The sequence below is a fragment of the Nonomuraea sp. KM90 genome (assembly GCF_052246675.1).
Taxonomy (GTDB): domain Bacteria; phylum Actinomycetota; class Actinomycetes; order Streptosporangiales; family Streptosporangiaceae; genus Nonomuraea.
The window spans coordinates 103,018-118,127 of sequence record NZ_JBQQCB010000016.1; the positions used below are offsets into that span (position 1 = coordinate 103,018).

Here is a 15,110-nt window from a genome sequence, read left to right on the forward strand (position 1 = left end):
AGCCGCCTCCTCACACGAGTGGATTGAAGCGGTGGTATCCGGGGGCGGTCCATCCGGCGGGCAGGGTGCCGGCGAGGTGGACGTACTCGTCGACGTCGAACCGCACCACCGGCCGGTCCTCCCCCCACTCCACCCGGGCCCGGCCGGTGAGCTGCAGCGTCTCGCCACGCTCCCAGTCGGGGAACAGCAGCCCGGCCGCCGGGTCGAGCTCCAGGTTGCCCAGGGTCATGTACATGCCGTTGCCCGGGTAGTCGGCGAACTCCAGCGAGCGCGGGCCGGTGACGCGGACGAAGCCGGGGTTGCCGCCCCGGTGCGACACGTCCGCGCCGAAGCCCTGGGCGCGGGTGGCGATGAAGAACGTGTCCGCCGCCGCGATCCAGTCCAGGTGCCGCCGCCCGGGGGAGTCGCCCCGGCCGAGAACGGCGGGCGTGCCGGGCTCGGCGATGGGCTCGCGGGTCTGGATGTATTTCGGGCAGTTGGCGTAGACCTGCTCGGTCCAGACCACGAGGGAGTCCCCCGCGCGTACGGCGGTGCCGTTCACGCGCATCCTGCGCCGCGTGTGCGGCTCGATGGCCAGCAGGCCCACGTCCCGCTCCGCCGCGAACAGCCCGTGCAGCGGGTCGCCGGCCGCGGGCAGGGCGTGCAGCACGAGCGTGCGGTCGTCCTCCGGAGCGGCGAACCCGGCGGGCCCGGTGAGCAAGCCCGCCCAGAGCCGCCCGAGGTCGTCGGCGGCGCCGGCCACGATCATCCGCTGGTTCCGCAGGAACCCGGCCGCCACCTCGGGGATCTCCGCCCGGGCACGGGCGCTGCCGTGGTCCTCCAGCCGCACCCCCGCCCGCCGCTGCACGGCGACCTCTCCCGGATGCCTTCCCATTAGAAGAACCCGCAGGTCGGCGCGTCAGAGGTGGGCGCGGGCCGGTCTCCGCCGCCGTCGGGAGCGAAGATCTCCAGCCGGATGCCGTCGGGGTCCTCGAAGAACACGCCGCCCGAGGAAGCCCCCTCGCGATGCGGCACGATGCCGCCGTGGTGGAGGGTCGCGCCCAGCTCCTTGATCACCGTCTCCGCGCGCCGCACCGCGTCGAGGTCCGCCACCTGGAACGACAGGTGGTGCAGCCCCGGCCGGGCGGTGGCGAAGCGGCCCTCGCTCTGCTGCCACAGCGTCAGCACGAGCGTGCCGTCCTGCGCCAGGAACGCGTAGCGCCGCCCGTCCTCCTGGGACTCGCCCGCCACCGTGAACCCGAAGACGCGCCCGTAGAACTCCTTGGACTTGTCGAGATCGGTGACGTTGAGCCCGATGTGCCCGGTCTGGAAGGACATCCCACACTCCTCTAACGTTTGCCCTACTGGCTTGCCGTTAGAAGAACTATAACGGCAAATCTCGGCTTTTGGCGTTAGAAGAGGTCATTTCTTGTGTTCCCGGTAGTGCCTGGCCGCCCGGGCGCGGTTGCCGCAGGCCGTCGAGCACCACTCCTGACGTGGGTGTTCCTTGACGAAATAGAGCACGCAGCGCGGGGCCTGGCACGTGCGCAGCAGGCTCCGGTCCGGGCTCGCCAGGAACTCCACCGCCGCCGTGGCGAGCCGGCCGCGCAGGAGTGCGGACTCATCCACCCCGGCGGCGGGGGTCGTGGTGAGGGCCGGCGCGCCGTTCCAGGACAGTTGCGGGGCCGTGGGCGCGGCCAGGGCGGTGGCGTTGACCAGGGCCAGCGCCTTCTCGAACGCGGGCAGGTCCGGCGCGTCCGCCCGGCTCGGCGGGTCGGGGCTCACGGCCCTGGCGAACAGGGCGCGTACGGCCTGGCGCAGGCGTACGGTCTCCTGCCGCAACTCCTCCGTGGCCGTGAAGTCCGGGTCCAGGCCCAGGCCGGCCGCGTGCTCGCGGACCCAGGCCGTCATGCCGTCCACGCCCGACAGGTGGTCGACCGGGCCGGACCGGTCGGCCCTGATCGTGCTGACGAATTCCAGGATCAGGTAGGACATCTCCTCAATCTAACGCCGAACAGCACCTGCACCCGTGAGACGCCGGATCACGCCTCTCTCGGCCGGGTGAGGAGGCGGGCGGCCAGCAGTCCCAGCACCACGATGCAGAACAGGTCGAACCAGACGCTGAGCGGCGACAGGTCGCCCCGAATGGCCGCGTTGGGCAGGATCAGCGCCAGGAACGTGGTCTTGCCCGCCACGGCGGCCAGCGCCGCCGGCAGGCGCACGGGCGGGTGGAAGGCGGCCCACATGATGGCGGCCCCGAGCAGCAGTTGCAGCATGCCGCGGTGCTGCAGCAGTGCCTGCGTCATCGGGGCCGGGTCGGCCACCCCGTAGTTCCAGTCGAGGATGCCCACGTTCACCAGGGCGAGGACGGGGAGCGTGGTGATGGCGCCGATCAGCGCGAGTAACACGCGCAGGGCGGGTTCGGCACGGACGGGCAGCGACATGGGAGAGCCTCCTGGCGAGTGACGATAACCGTCAGCATAGCTGACGACTTTCCGGAAGCTCAAGGGTTCTACATTGGACGGCATGAGCGAGCGCGGCGCGGCTGAGCGGATTTCCACGGCCACCGGCTACATGCTGGTGCGCATCGGCGACTTCGCGCGGCAGCGCATCGAGGAGGAGCTCGCCCGCTGGTCCATCACCGGCAAGGAGCTGCGCGTGCTGACCTACGCGCACGACGCCGCCAGGTCCCAGCGCGACCTCACCGCCGTCTCGCGCATGGACCGCACCACGATGACCGCCGTGATCGACAAACTGGAGGAGCTCCAGTACGTACGCCGCGTCCGCAACACCGCCGACCGGCGCAAATACCTGATCACGGTGACCGACGAGGGCGCCCGCGTCGTGGCGGCCGCGCTGGCCCACATGGCGGAGGCCGAGGCCGCCTTCCTCGGCCCGCTGACGCCCATCGAGCGCTCGCTGCTGAACAACATGGTCGCCCGCCTGTACGCCGCCCACGACCCAGATTGTGCGTGACCAGAAAATTTTCGCATCACGCAAATATTTGCGGTAGGCTCGCGGCATGAGCGGACTGAGAGAGCGGAAGAAGCAGGCCACGCGCGAGGCGCTGATGACGGCCGCCCTCCGGCTGGCTCTGGAACGAGGGCTGGAGAACGTGCGCGTCGAGGACATCGCGGCCGCGGCCGGGGTCTCGGCGAGGACGTACAACAACTACTTCGCCAGCAAGTACGAGGCGATCACCGCCCGCCACACCGACCGCGTGCTGGGAGCCGTGACCGCGCTGCGCGCCCGGCCGCCCGGCGAGCCCTTCTGGGAGGCCCTGACCGAGGCCATGGTTCTCCCGTGGGAGCAGCACGCGGGCACCGCCGACACCGCCCCGCCCGCCGAGCTCCTGGCGAGCATCCGGATGCTGAGCGACGAGCCCGCGCTGCGGGCGGAGTCGCTGCGGGTGGCGTTCGCGGCCGACGGCGAGCTGGCCGCGGCCGTGGCCGAGCGCACCGGCACCGACCCCGCCCGCGACCTCTACCCCCACCTGGTCGCCGCCGCGGTGACCGCCACCGTGCAGGCGGCGGTCGGCCACTGGCTGCGCGCCGACCCTCCGGTCCCGCTCGTGCCGCTGCTGCGCGACTCGCTGCGCGCGCTGGCCGCGGGCCTGCCCGCCCCTTCCGGACCCCCTTCGCAACAAGGAGAGACCTCATGGACGTCGTGATCGCCGGCGGTGGCCCCAACGGGCTGATGCTGGCCTGCGAGCTGAGCCTGGCCGGGGTCCGCCCCACCGTCGTCGAGCGCCTGCCGCGGCGCAGCGACCAGCCCAAGGCCAACGGGATCATCGGCCAGGTGGTCAGGCTGCTGCGCCTGCGCGGCCTCACCGACCAGGAGGCGCCGATGCCCGGGTTCGTGTTCGGCGCGATGCCGCTGGACCTGGCCGGGCTCGACGACAACCCGCTCCACGGGATGGGGATCAGCCAGCCCGCCCTGGAGGAGCTGCTGGAGACGCGCGCGACCGAGCTCGGCGTGCGGATCAGGCGCGGACACGAGCTGGCCGGTCTCGCCCAGGACGACGCGGGCGTGACGCTGGAGCTGGCGGGGCCGGACGGGCCCTACGAGCTGCGCACCCGCTACCTGGTCGGCTGCGACGGCGCGCACAGCGCGGTCAGGAAGCTGGCCGGCATCGGCTTTCCCGGCGTCAGCGCCGCCGACGTCGTCAGCCGCACCGCCCACGTCACCGTGCCGGGCGCGGTGATCCGGCCCGAGCGGGCCGAGATGGAGGTGCCGGGGGCGGGCACGTTCGGGCTGTGGACGTGGCACAGGACCGAGCGCGGCGCGTACGCGATGCTGCCGGCCGGGCCGGGCCCGCTCATGGTGTCGGCGATGGAGTGGGACGCCGAAGCGCCGGGCGAGGACGTGCCGATGACCGTCGCGGAGCTGCGGGGGAGCCTGGCCCGCGTGCTCGGCGCGGACGTGCCGCTGGCCGAGCCCACTGGCCCCGGCCCGCACCTGCTCAGGCGGCTGAACGGCCGCAACACCCGGGTGGCCGACCGCTACCGCGAGGGCCGCGTGTTCGTGGCCGGCGACGCCGCGCACGTCCACTCGGCCATGGGCGCGCCCGGCCTCAACCTGGGCCTGCAAGACGCCGCCAACCTGGCCTGGAAGCTGGCCGCCGAGGTGCACGGCTGGGCGCCGCCAGGGCTGCTGGACACCTACGACGCCGAGCGCCGCCCGGCCGCCGGGCGGGTCGCCATGCACACCCAGGCCCAGCTGGCGCTGGCCGCGCCCGGCTCCGCGGTCACGGCGCTGCGCGAGGTGTTCGGCGAGCTGCTGGGCGACCCGGGCGCGCGGCGCCGCATCGCCTCCCTGCTGGCCGGGTCGGACGTGGCCTACCTGATGCCCGCGCCGCCGCACCCGCTGGTCGGCCGGTTCCTGCCTGAGCTGCCCGCCGGTGCGGCGGCCCGGGCCCGGCCGGTGCTGCTCGACGCGACGGGCGGCCTGCGCGTACGCCACGGGCGCGTCGACGTCGTGCCATCCGGCGGGCCGGACGCCGTGCTGGTGCGGCCCGACGGCTACGTGGCCTGGGCGGGCACCCCGGACGAGACCCTGGACGAGGCCCTGGAGACCTGGTTCGGCGAGACCCTGGAGGCCGCGTAGGCGCGGAGGTCAGGCACGGAGGTCAGACGCGGCCGACCCCCGCGAGGATGCCCGACTTGACGAAGTCGTACGCCCCGTCGGGGGAGGCGTCCGGGGTCCAGTCGGCGACCGGCACGACGCCGGGGCCGAGCAGTTCCAGGCCGTCGAAGTAGGCGGTGATACCGGCGCGGTCCCGGCGGGCCAGGCCGCCCGAGGTGGTGCCCGAATAGACCTGCTGGCCCGCGCGGGTCTCGTCGTCGGTGGCGTTGCCGGCGTACAGGTGGGAGAGCACCAGGTGGCAGCCCGGGCGCAGGCGCTCCCGGACGCGGGCGGCGATGCGGGCGGCCTCGGCGTCGTCGGGGACGAAGTGCAGGACGGCGACCATGAGCACCGCGTACGGCTCGTGGAGGTCGAGGTGTCCCGTGACGAGCGGGTCGTCCAGGATCGCGTCCGGGTCCCTCAGGTCGCCCTCCAGCGCGATCACGTCCGGCTCCCTGGCCAGCAGCGCGCGGGCGTGGGCGAGCGCCATGGGGTCGTTGTCCACGTAGACGACGCGGGAGCCGGCGACGTGCCGCCGGGCGACCTGGTGCACGTTGTCCTGGGTGGGCAGCCCGGCGCCGATGTCGACGAACTGGCGCACGCCCGCCTCGGCCAGCATGCGTACGGCGCGGCCGAGGAAGCCGCGGTTGGCCAGGGCGATCTGCCGGGCGTCGTTGCCCATCCGCCGGCCGAGCTCGATCATCTTCTCGGCCGCCTCGCGGTCCGCGGCGAAGTTGTCCCGGCCGCCGAGGTAGTAGTCGTACATGCGGGCGACGCTGGGCACGTGCGGGTTGATCCCGGCGGGTAAGTGGTCCGCCTCGGCCATGTGACGACCCTTTCCTTGATCCTCTTCTCCGGATTCTAGGCGGAAAGGGAGCAATTGCCGCAAACCCTGCGACGAGCGGCCGATCAGGCGCGCCGGAAGGTGTGCCGGTAGGCCAGCGGCGGCACCCCGACGGCCGCGTGCAGGTGCTGGCGCAGCGAGACCGCCGTGCCGAAGCCCGAGCGCCTGGCCACCTCCTCCACGCCCAGGTCCGTCGTCTCCAGCAGGTGCCTGGCGTGCTGCACCCGCTGCCCGGTGAGCCACCTGGCCGGGCTCACGCCGGTCTCCTCGCGGAAGCGCCTGGTGAACGTGCGCACGCTCATCCTGGCGTGCTCGGCCAGCGCGTTCAGGTCGAGCGGGGCGTCGAGGTGGGCGAGCATCCAGTCGCGGGTGGCCGCCGTGCCGCCGCCGGTGCCGTACGGGAGGGGCCGGTCGATGTACTGGGCCTGGCCGCCCTCCCGCCACGGCGGCATGACGCAGCGCCTGGCCGTGCGGTTGGCCACCTCGCTGCCGTGGTCGCGCCTGACCACGTGCAGGCACAGGTCCAGGCCCGCCGCCACGCCCGCCGAGGTCAGCACGTCTCCGTCGTCCAGGAACAGCACGTCGGGATCCAGCTTGACCTGCGGGAACAGGCGGGAGAAGCGGGCCGCCTCGCGCCAGTGCGTGGTGGCCGGGCGGTCGTCGAGCAGGCCCGCCGCCGCCAGCACGAACGAGCCCGTGCAGATCGACATCGTCCTGGGCCGCCCCTGCAGGGCCGCGGACAGCGTGTCCGAGATCGTGCCGTCCTTCAGCGCGCGGCCCGCGTGGATGCCGGGCACCAGGACGGTGTCGGCCGTGTCGAGCACGTCGAGGTCGTGGTCGGGCAGCACGCTGTAGCCCGCGCTGCACCGCACCGGCGCCCGCCCCTCCGAACAGGTCACCACGTCGTACAGCTTCTCGCCCGCCGGTGTCTCCGCCGCCCAGAACACCTGCCCGGGCACCCCGAGGTCGAGCGGGGCGAAGTGGTCGAGCACGACGACCGCGATCCGATGGGTCATGGCCAGATTCTTTCACATATTGGCTATCCGGCCACTCGAACCATGTAAGGGGATAAATCAGTATTGGCGCATGACAGCGAGCACCACCGCCCCTGCCCGCCGCCGACTGCACCGGGCCTGGTTCGTCGCGGCCGTCGCCTTCGTGGCGATCCTCGGCGCCGCCGGCTTCCGCGCCACCCCCGGCGTGCTCATCACCCCGTTGCGGGAGGAGTTCGGCTGGTCGGCCGGCACGATCTCGCTGGCCGTGTCGATCAACCTGGTGCTCTACGGACTGACGGCCCCCTTCGCCGCCGCCCTGATGGACCGCTTCGGCATGCGCCGCGTGGTCGCCATCGCGCTCCTGCTGATCGCCGCGGGCAGCGGGCTCACCGTGCTGATGACGGCGAGCTGGCAGCTGCTGCTGTTCTGGGGCGTGCTGGTCGGGCTCGGCACCGGGTCGATGGCGCTGGTGTTCGCCGCGACCGTGGTGGACCGCTGGTTCGTCCGCCACCGCGGCCTGGTCACCGGCGTGCTCACGGCGGCCGGCGCCACCGGGCAGCTCGTCTTCCTGCCCGTGCTCGCCCAGCTCGCCGTGGGGCCGGGGTGGCGCTTCGCGTCGCTGACCGTGGCCGCGGCGGCGCTGGCCGTGGTGCCGTTCGTGTGGTGGCTGCTGCGCGACCGGCCCGAGGACGTGGGCACGACGGCGCTCGGCGCCGACCCGGACGCGCCGCGCCCCGCGCCGCAGGGCAAGGTCAACGCGGCCGTCAGAGCCGTCTCCGTGCTCGCCGCGGCGGCCAGGACGCGGCCGTTCTGGCTCCTCGCGGGCGGGTTCGCGATCTGCGGCGCGAGCACGAACGGCCTGGTGGGCACCCACTTCATCCCCGCTGCCCACGACCACGGCATGGCCGAGCCCGTCGCGGCCGGCCTGCTGGCGGTCATCGGCATCTTCGACATCGCGGGCACGATCGCCTCGGGCTGGCTCAGCGACAAGATCGACCCGAAAGTGCTGCTCGGCGTCTACTACGGGCTGCGCGGGCTGTCGCTGATGGTGCTGCCCAGCCTGTTCGCGGCCACGACCGAGCCCAGCATGCTGATCTTCATCGTGTTCTACGGCCTGGACTGGGTGGCGACCGTGCCGCCCACGGTGGCGCTGTGCCGCCGGATCTACGGCGCCGACGGAGCCGTGGTGTTCGGCTGGGTGTTCGGCTCCCACCAGGTCGGCGCGGCGATCGCCGCCGTCGGCGCCGGCCTCACCCGCGACCACCTGGGCGCCTACGACCTGGCCTGGTACGGCGCCGGCGCCCTCTGCCTCCTCGCCGCCGGCATGTCCCTGGCCATCGGGCATGCTAGAGGGCGATGAACCCGGAACCGAACACAGAGCTGTACGTCCTGCCGCTGGTCGTCAGGATCGAGCGGGCCACTCCTCCTGAGCGCACCGACGCCCTGGAGGCGGCCGCCATGGCCGTGCTGAGCCTGCTGGACGACCCGGGGGAGTGGGCCGCCGAGCTGCACGCCTGGCAGTCCACCGGGAAGATCCGCAAGGTCGTGCGCCGGGCCAGGGGCGCCGAGTGGAGCAGGGCGCTCGCGCTGCCGGGCCGCACGGTCGAGCACCGTACGGCCGAGGTGCGCGTGCACCCGCCCGTGCCGCTCGACGACTGGCCGCGCGACCTGGCCCGGCTGCAGGTGTCGGGCACCGAGCTGACCGACACCGCCGGCCCCGGGCCGGCCGAGCCGCCGGTGCTGTGGGCGAACCCGGCGCTGGAGATGTCCGCCGGCAAGGCCATGGCCCAGGCCGGGCACGCCGCCCAGCTCGCCTGGTGGGCCAGCGACGCCGAGGAGCGGGCGGCCTGGCGCGAGTGGGGCCTGGCGGTGTCCGTCCGCACGGCCACCGCGCGGGGTGACTTCGACGCCATGGCCGCCTCCGGGCTGCCCGTGGTCCGCGACGCGGGGTTCACCGAGATCGAGCCGGGCTCGTGCACGTTCGTCGCCGACGCCCCCTGGCTCCGCGGGCGCGTCGCTAGATCGTGAACACGTCCGCCAGCACGCCGCCGGCCGGGGTGATCCGGGCCGGCGACGGGCTGTCGTAGACGATCATGAGCCGGCCGTCCGCCAGCCGCGCCAGCCCCTCCGGGTGGTCGCAGCCCACGCCGTACGGCAGCTCCACCACGGCCTCCAGCTCGTCCGCCGGGACGATGCCCGGCCGTTTCCGGCCGACCCGCCAGCGCAGCACGCGTACCGGCCCGTCGAGGTCCATGGTCGGCCCGGCGAGCAGCAGCAGCGAGTCGCCGTCCGGGCACATGTCCCGCACGCCGAGCCCGCCCAGGTCCAGGAAGTGCTTGCGGTACGGCTCCCGCAGCCGCAGCCGCCCCTTGCCCGCGTCCTCGATCCGCAGCTCCAGCACCACCGCCCAGCCCCGCAGCACGGGACCGCGCAGCCCCAGGTAGACGCGGTCCGGCGTGACCGCGATGCCCTCGACGTCGAAGCCGTTGTCCTTGCCCGGCAGCGCCAGGAACGGCGCCAGGTGCGGGTCGTCCTTGAGGTGGGCGGTCAGGTTGTTCGACCCCGCCAGGATCGAGCCAGGCCCCGGCGCCTCGGTGTCGTGGCTCAGGGGGAGGCGCGCGAGGATGAAGCGGTTCTCCTCCCTGATGACCGTGGCCAGCCGCTCGGCGGCCTTCTCCGGGTCCTTGGACTTGACCTTCTTGCGCTTGAGGCCGTGCGAGCCGACCAGCCAGAGGTAGCCGTTCGCCCGGGCCATGCCCTCGATGTCGGCCTCGTCCTCGGGGCCGGCCGGGAGGGTGACGTAGTCGTCGAGCCGGAACGTGCGCTGGGCGCCGTAGTGGTCGCCCGTCCATGTGAGGTGTTCGAAGGTCGCGGTCTCGTCGCCGGCGATCCACAGGCCCGTTGAGCTCTGCCGGATCGCTGAGAGGTTTGTGTGCGTTTGTGACGCTTGCGAGGCGTGGTCGAATCGCAGCTCAACCTGTTCCACATCGTCATGATTGCACTTCGGTTGCTTCATAAGCGCAATGGCGTGATTTGTCGTACGCTCCCGTCGTGCTCGATGGGGAAGATGAGATCAAGGGTTCCCGAGTGAGAACCGCTGCGAAGCCCGGGGTCCCCGCTTCTCCGCCCAGGCGCTCCCGCATAGGCGATCTGCGCATGCGGGTGGTGTATCGGGGGCTGGCCGTGGTGGCCGCCGTCGCGGCCGTCGCCGTGGCCGTGGTCCTGGTGCTCCCGTCGGAGCCGGACGAGGTGATGGCGGGGCCGGTAACCGCGCCGCCGGCCGCACCGCCCTCGTCCGGCCCAGCACCGTCGCCCAGCCCGGCGCAGTCCTCTCCCCTGCCATCTTCCGGGCCGTCTTCTGGCCCCGCCTCCAGCGCCGCCCCGGGGCAGCGCGTGACGCCGAGCCCCGGCTCGTCGCTCGCGCCCGGCTACACGGCCATGGAGGCCCTGTACGCCGACCCGCGCGTCCCAAAGCTCACCGGCGGGGTCAAGCGCATGCCCCTGGCCTCGCCCGGCCGGCGGTTCGTCAAGGACACGCGCAGCGGCCTGGCCGTGCCGCGGCTGCCGGGGCCGTGGAAGTCGTACGGGGCGGCGCCGTTCACCACCAAGCAGGTGCTGCCCAAGCAGCGCGGCACGAGCCTGCGCGGCATGTTCGTCACCTGCCCGCTGCCGATCATGGAGCAGAAATCCCCGCGCGACACGGCGCTGCTGGCCGCCCGCTGGACGCTCAACCACCACCCCAAGGGCTCCCGGATCACCTGGCTGGCCTCGCAGCCGGTCAAGGGCGGCTGGATGCTCGCCTACCGCGTCACGTACGGCAAGCACGCCTCGCGGGCGGCCGTCGTGGTCATGGACGGGGGAATGAGCAAGCCCGGACTTGCGTTCGTCACAGTGCCAGACTCGCAGCGCAAGCAGTGGCGTGACATCGGCCGCGTGGCCTCAGGGGTGCGTGTTCTAGGCTAGAAAGATCATGAATGCGGCGATGTGGGGGAGTTGACGCCGTGGAACGCTCTGGACCGCCGCAGGCTCAGGACAAGGGCAAGGGCAAGCCGCCCTGGCGCTCGGAGGGCCTGCCAGGCACACCCGGAGGCCGGCCCAAGATCAATTGGTGGCGCTTCGTCGTCACCCTGCTCGTGGTGTACGCGGGCTTCTTCGTGGTCTCGTCGTTCGTCGACAGCGGATCCGTCGAGACGATCTCGTACACCGAGTTCACCAACCAGGTGAACTCCAAGAACGTCAAGGACATCTACGCCGAGGGCCTGTCGGTCGAGGGCGACCTGCGGTCGGCGGCGAAGAACCCCGAGGGCGGCGCCTCCTACACGAGGTTCGCCACCGAGATCCCGGCCTTCGCCAACACCGACCAGCTCGACCAGCAGCTCTCCACCGGGCAGGTCGAGATCACCTCCAAGCCCATCACGCGCGGCTTCTTCTCCAACCTGATGCTGTCGCTGCTGCCCGTGCTGCTGCTGGCCGGTCTGTGGATCTGGATCATGCGGCGCGGCGCCAGCATGATGGGCGGCGGCCTGGGCGGGCTGGGCAAGTCCAAGGCGGCCAAGCCGGTCGAGGCCGGGCAGGTGCGCGTCACGTTCGAGGACGTCGCGGGCATCGACGAGGTCGAGAACGAGCTCGTCGAGATCGTCGACTACCTCAAGGACCCCGACAAATACCGCAGGCTGGGCGCCAAGCTGCCCAAGGGCGTGCTGCTGGCAGGCCCTCCCGGCACCGGTAAGACGCTGCTGGCCAGGGCGGTCGCGGGCGAGGCCAAGGTGCCGTACTTCTCGGCCAGCGCCTCCGAGTTCATCGAGATGATCGTCGGCGTGGGCGCCTCGCGCGTGCGCGACCTGTTCGAGGAGGCGCGGAAGGTGGCGCCGTCGATCGTCTTCATCGACGAGATCGACGCCATCGGCCGGGCCCGCGGCGGGGCCGGCGGCATCGGCGGCCACGACGAGCGCGAGCAGACGCTCAACCAGATCCTCACCGAGATGGACGGCTTCTCCGGCGCCGAGGGCGTGATCGTCATCGGGGCCACGAACCGTCCCGAGATCCTCGACCCGGCGCTGCTGCGTCCCGGGCGCTTCGACCGTACGGTGCAGGTGGGCCTGCCCGACGCGGCCGGCCGCACGGCCATCCTGGGCGTGCACACGCGCAGCGTGCCGCTCGACGGCGCGGTCGTGCTCGACCAGCTCGCCAAGACCACGCCCGGCATGACCGGCGCCGACCTGGCCAACCTGGTCAACGAGGCCGCCCTGCTGGCCGCCAAGCGCGGCAAGGACAAGGTCACGATGGCCGACTTCGCCGATGCGCTGGAGAAGCTGCAGCTCGGCGCGGCCCGCAGCATCGTCATGCCGGAGGAGGAGCGCACCAGGACCGCCTTCCACGAGGCCGGTCACGCGCTGCTCGGCATGCTCCAGCCGGGCGCCGACCCGGTCAGGAAGATCTCGATCATCCCGCGCGGCCGGGCGCTCGGCGTCACGCTCTCCACCCCCGACACCGACCGCTACGCCTACGACGAGCAGTATCTCCGCGGCCGCATCACCGGCGCGCTCGGCGGCATGGCGGCCGAGCAGGTCGTGTACGGCGTCATCACCACCGGCGCCGAGAACGACCTCGAACAGGTCACCATGATCGCCCGTGGCATGGTCGGCCGGTGGGGCATGTCGGAGAAGGTCGGCCCGCTGACCATCCTGCCCAACGACGGCCAGCCGCCGCAGGCCTCGCCCGTCACGCTCGCGATGGTGGACGAGGAGGCGCGGCGGATCGTGGACGAGTGCTACGAGCGCGCGATCCAGATCCTCACCGACAACCGCGACAAGCTGGACGGGATCGTCGGGGCCCTGCTGGAGCACGAGACGCTCGACGAGGCCGGCGCGTACGCGGCCGCGGGCCTGTCCCGGACGGCAGCCGCGGAGGTCCGCCCGGCCGTCGCCGGGGCCTCCGAGAACGGCGTGGCGGCCTCCGCTCCTGGGGGCGGCCCTGCGGTGACCTTTTCCGATAATTAGGACAATCCGGACGTTCGCCCTGGCCCGGCGAGGGCAGGTCACCCGAGACACACTGATCGGGGGACCGTCGTGACACTGAATGACGAGCTTCTCGCCGGGCTCGGAGACTCAGGACTGGAACAGATCGCCGGGATGCTCGGCACGGACACCCTCACGGCCCGCAAGGTCGTCGAGGCCGTGGCGGGCACCATCGTCGGCGGCATGGCCCGCAACGCCGAACACCCGGACGGCGCCGACGCCCTGCGCGGGGCGCTGGACGACCACATGGACGCCGACCCGTTCAACGGCGACGTGGCCTCGCTGACCCGTGACGGGCACAGCATCCTCGGTCACGTACTGGGCGGCCAGGGGACCGAGCAGGCCGCGGCAGAGCTCTCGCAGCTGGCCGGGGTCAACTCCGGGACCATCATGAAGCTGCTGCCCCTGATCGCCCCGATGATCATGTCGCTGCTGGCCAACCGGGCCGCCAGCCGGGACATGGACGCCGGGGCCGTGGCCGACGACCTCAACCGCGAGCAGTCGTCGATCCCCGGCGGGCTGGGCGAGCTGCTCGGGGGGATGCTGGGCAACATCTTCGGCGGGGCCGTACCGCGGCAGAGCAGCCCGTACGAGCCGTACCGGACGGAGCGGGAGGTCGCTCCGGGGACGTCGAACCCCGACTGGTGACCGGTAGGCTAGGCCGGTGATCGTTCTGGCCTCTGCCTCCTCCGCCCGCCTGGCCCTTCTGCGCAGCGCCGGGCTCGACCCGAAGGTGATCGTCAGCGGCGTCGACGAGGACGCCTTCTCCGCCCACTCGCCCGCCGCGCTGAGCCTGGTGCTGGCCAGGGCCAAGGCCGAGGCGGTCGCGGAGGGGCTCGAAGAGGGGCTGGTCATCGGCTGCGACTCGATCCTGGAGCTCGACGGACGTCCCTACGGCAAGCCCGGCACGGCCGAGGAGGCCCTGGAGCGGTGGCGGCTGATGCGCGGCCGCACCGGCCGCCTCGTCACCGGCCACTGCGTGATCGACGTGACCGCCGGCCGGCAGGTGGCGGAGGTGGCCACCACCGTCGTGCACTTCGGCCAGCCGTCGGAGGAGGAGATCGCCACCTACGTCGCCACCGGCGAGCCGCTCGGCCTGGCCGGGGCGTTCAGCATCGACGGGCGCGGCGGCTGGTTCGTGGAGGGCATCGAGGGCGACCACGGCAACGTGCTCGGCATCTCCCTCCCGCTGCTGCGCGAGCTGTTCGCCGAACTGGGCTACGCGGTCACGTCGTTCTGGCGCTAGCCTGCCGGGCATGCGATCAGTGCGCGACTTCATGGCCGGTGTCGGCTTTTTCTTCCAGGGGTTCAGCTGGGTCGCCAAGAACACCCGGTGGTGGTTGTTCGGTCTGATCCCGGCGTTGATCGCGTTCGCCGTCTACGTGGTGGCGCTGGTCTTCCTCGGCACGAACGCGTCGTCCGTGGCCGAGTTCCTGACGCCGTTCGCGGATTCGTGGAGCTGGCGGGAGTCGTTCCGCACGCTGGTGGGGATCGCGCTGTTCCTCGGGGGGCTGGCGCTGGCGGTGCTGACGTTCGCGGCGCTCACGCTGGCGATCGGGGAGCCGTTCTACGAGAGGCTGTCGGCCACGGTGGATCCGCTGGAGGGCGCGGAGGAGCAGCCGTGGTGGCGTACGCTGCCGCGCTCGATCCGGGACAGCCTGGTGACGCTCTTCTACGTGCTGCTGTTCACGATCCCGCTGTTCATCCTGGGTTTCGTGCCGGTGGTGGGGCAGACGGTGGTGCCGGTCCTGGGCGCCGCCGTTTCCGGATTCTTCCTGACGGTGGAGCTCACGACGCTGGCCCTGGAGCGCCGCGGGATGGCCCGCAAGCAGCGCTTCGCCCTCCTGAGGTCCAACAAGGCGGGCGCGCTGGGGTTCGGGGTGGCGGTGTTCGTCCTGTTCCTGGTGCCGTTCGTGGCCGTCATCGCCATGCCGGCCGCGGTGGCGGGCGCCGCACTGCTCGTACGCGCTCGTCTGGCCCCGGTTTCCTAGCGCCTGGCGGCAGAGGATTCGTGGGGATCGTCCGGACGAGCCTGCCCCCGCCCTCTCCCAAGGCAGCGCACAGCCCTGTTACCCGTGCGCAAGACTGTGGACAACACCTCGTCCTCCACAGAACCCGGTTCGGCCCTGCACGGCCCTCTCCAGGCCCGGC

General features: G+C 72.4%; 17 protein-coding genes. 10 read left to right on the plus strand and 7 right to left on the minus strand.

Going from position 1 to position 15,110, the window contains the following annotated elements:
• Positions 1-10: 10 nt before the first annotated feature.
• From ACTWPW_RS19775 to ACTWPW_RS19790, 4 genes are all read right to left on the minus strand, one after another.
• The gene (locus ACTWPW_RS19775) at positions 11-874 is read right to left on the minus strand and encodes a pyridoxamine 5'-phosphate oxidase family protein (RefSeq protein WP_443169519.1); all 864 of its coding nucleotides are present in this window, start codon (positions 872-874) and stop codon (positions 11-13) included.
• Positions 874-1,317, minus strand: coding sequence for a VOC family protein (locus ACTWPW_RS19780; RefSeq protein WP_375115214.1), 444 nt, complete (start codon positions 1,315-1,317; stop codon positions 874-876). Before ACTWPW_RS19780 ends, ACTWPW_RS19775 begins: the two co-directional genes overlap by 1 nt.
• A gap of 84 nt (positions 1,318-1,401) precedes the next feature.
• Positions 1,402-1,974 carry a CGNR zinc finger domain-containing protein gene (locus tag ACTWPW_RS19785; RefSeq protein ID WP_443169520.1) on the minus strand — a complete coding sequence of 191 codons (573 nt, stop codon included), beginning with the start codon at positions 1,972-1,974 and terminating at the stop codon, positions 1,402-1,404.
• 47 nt (positions 1,975-2,021) lie between these two features.
• The gene (locus ACTWPW_RS19790; RefSeq protein WP_375115216.1) at positions 2,022-2,423 is read right to left on the minus strand and encodes a hypothetical protein; all 402 of its coding nucleotides are present in this window, start codon (positions 2,421-2,423) and stop codon (positions 2,022-2,024) included.
• A gap of 82 nt (positions 2,424-2,505) precedes the next feature.
• On the opposite strand from ACTWPW_RS19790, the gene ACTWPW_RS19795 reads away from it, so the two are divergent.
• From ACTWPW_RS19795 to ACTWPW_RS19805, 3 genes are read left to right on the plus strand one after another with little or no spacing between them, the layout of a single operon-like run.
• A complete protein-coding gene (locus ACTWPW_RS19795) occupies positions 2,506-2,955 on the plus strand; it encodes a MarR family winged helix-turn-helix transcriptional regulator (RefSeq protein WP_443169521.1) in 450 nt (149 codons plus the stop codon).
• A 46-nt stretch (positions 2,956-3,001) separates the two neighbouring features.
• Positions 3,002-3,649, plus strand: coding sequence for a TetR/AcrR family transcriptional regulator (locus ACTWPW_RS19800; RefSeq protein WP_443169522.1), 648 nt, complete (start codon positions 3,002-3,004; stop codon positions 3,647-3,649).
• Positions 3,637-5,085 carry an FAD-dependent monooxygenase gene (locus tag ACTWPW_RS19805; RefSeq protein WP_443169523.1) on the plus strand — a complete coding sequence of 483 codons (1,449 nt, stop codon included), beginning with the start codon at positions 3,637-3,639 and terminating at the stop codon, positions 5,083-5,085. The genes ACTWPW_RS19800 and ACTWPW_RS19805 overlap by 13 nt, the downstream gene beginning before the upstream one ends.
• 22 nt (positions 5,086-5,107) lie before the next feature.
• Here ACTWPW_RS19805 and ACTWPW_RS19810 read toward each other — a convergent pair whose 3' ends face one another.
• Entirely contained in the window at positions 5,108-5,929 is an 822-nt protein-coding gene (locus ACTWPW_RS19810; RefSeq protein ID WP_375115220.1) for an SAM-dependent methyltransferase, read from the minus strand.
• Between the two features lie 83 nt (positions 5,930-6,012).
• Positions 6,013-6,963 carry a GlxA family transcriptional regulator gene (locus tag ACTWPW_RS19815; RefSeq protein ID WP_443169524.1) on the minus strand — a complete coding sequence of 317 codons (951 nt, stop codon included), beginning with the start codon at positions 6,961-6,963 and terminating at the stop codon, positions 6,013-6,015.
• Positions 6,964-7,033: 70 nt separating this feature from the next.
• Between ACTWPW_RS19815 and ACTWPW_RS19820 the strand changes: the two genes are divergently transcribed.
• Together ACTWPW_RS19820 and ACTWPW_RS19825 are read left to right on the plus strand one after the other, a co-directional pair.
• Complete coding sequence (locus ACTWPW_RS19820) at positions 7,034-8,302, plus strand: MFS transporter (protein ID WP_443169525.1); 1,269 nt, start codon at positions 7,034-7,036, stop codon at positions 8,300-8,302.
• Entirely contained in the window at positions 8,299-8,970 is a 672-nt protein-coding gene (locus tag ACTWPW_RS19825) for a peptidyl-tRNA hydrolase (protein ID WP_443169526.1), read from the plus strand. Before ACTWPW_RS19820 ends, ACTWPW_RS19825 begins: the two co-directional genes overlap by 4 nt.
• On the opposite strand, the gene ACTWPW_RS19830 is transcribed toward ACTWPW_RS19825, so the two are convergent.
• Entirely contained in the window at positions 8,960-9,928 is a 969-nt protein-coding gene (locus tag ACTWPW_RS19830; protein WP_443169527.1) for a DUF3616 domain-containing protein, read from the minus strand. The two genes, ACTWPW_RS19825 and ACTWPW_RS19830, sit on opposite strands and share 11 nt — an antisense overlap.
• A gap of 170 nt (positions 9,929-10,098) precedes the next feature.
• On the opposite strand from ACTWPW_RS19830, the gene ACTWPW_RS19835 reads away from it, so the two are divergent.
• The 5 genes from ACTWPW_RS19835 to ACTWPW_RS19855 all read left to right on the plus strand — a co-directional run bounded on the left by ACTWPW_RS19835 (position 10,099) and on the right by ACTWPW_RS19855 (position 14,950).
• On the plus strand, positions 10,099-10,905 hold the full coding sequence (locus ACTWPW_RS19835; protein ID WP_443169528.1) for a hypothetical protein: 807 nt from the start codon (positions 10,099-10,101) through the stop codon (positions 10,903-10,905).
• 38 nt (positions 10,906-10,943) lie between these two features.
• Positions 10,944-12,941: an ATP-dependent zinc metalloprotease FtsH gene (gene ftsH, locus ACTWPW_RS19840; protein WP_443169529.1), complete on the plus strand. Its 1,998-nt coding sequence runs from the start codon at positions 10,944-10,946 to the stop codon at positions 12,939-12,941.
• Positions 12,942-13,010: 69 nt separating this feature from the next.
• Positions 13,011-13,607, plus strand: coding sequence for a DUF937 domain-containing protein (locus tag ACTWPW_RS19845; RefSeq protein WP_375115227.1), 597 nt, complete (start codon positions 13,011-13,013; stop codon positions 13,605-13,607).
• A 16-nt stretch (positions 13,608-13,623) separates the two neighbouring features.
• Positions 13,624-14,205: a Maf family protein gene (locus ACTWPW_RS19850; protein WP_375115228.1), complete on the plus strand. Its 582-nt coding sequence runs from the start codon at positions 13,624-13,626 to the stop codon at positions 14,203-14,205.
• Positions 14,206-14,215: 10 nt separating this feature from the next.
• Complete coding sequence (locus ACTWPW_RS19855; RefSeq protein ID WP_443169530.1) at positions 14,216-14,950, plus strand: EI24 domain-containing protein; 735 nt, start codon at positions 14,216-14,218, stop codon at positions 14,948-14,950.
• Positions 14,951-15,110 lie beyond the last annotated feature (160 nt).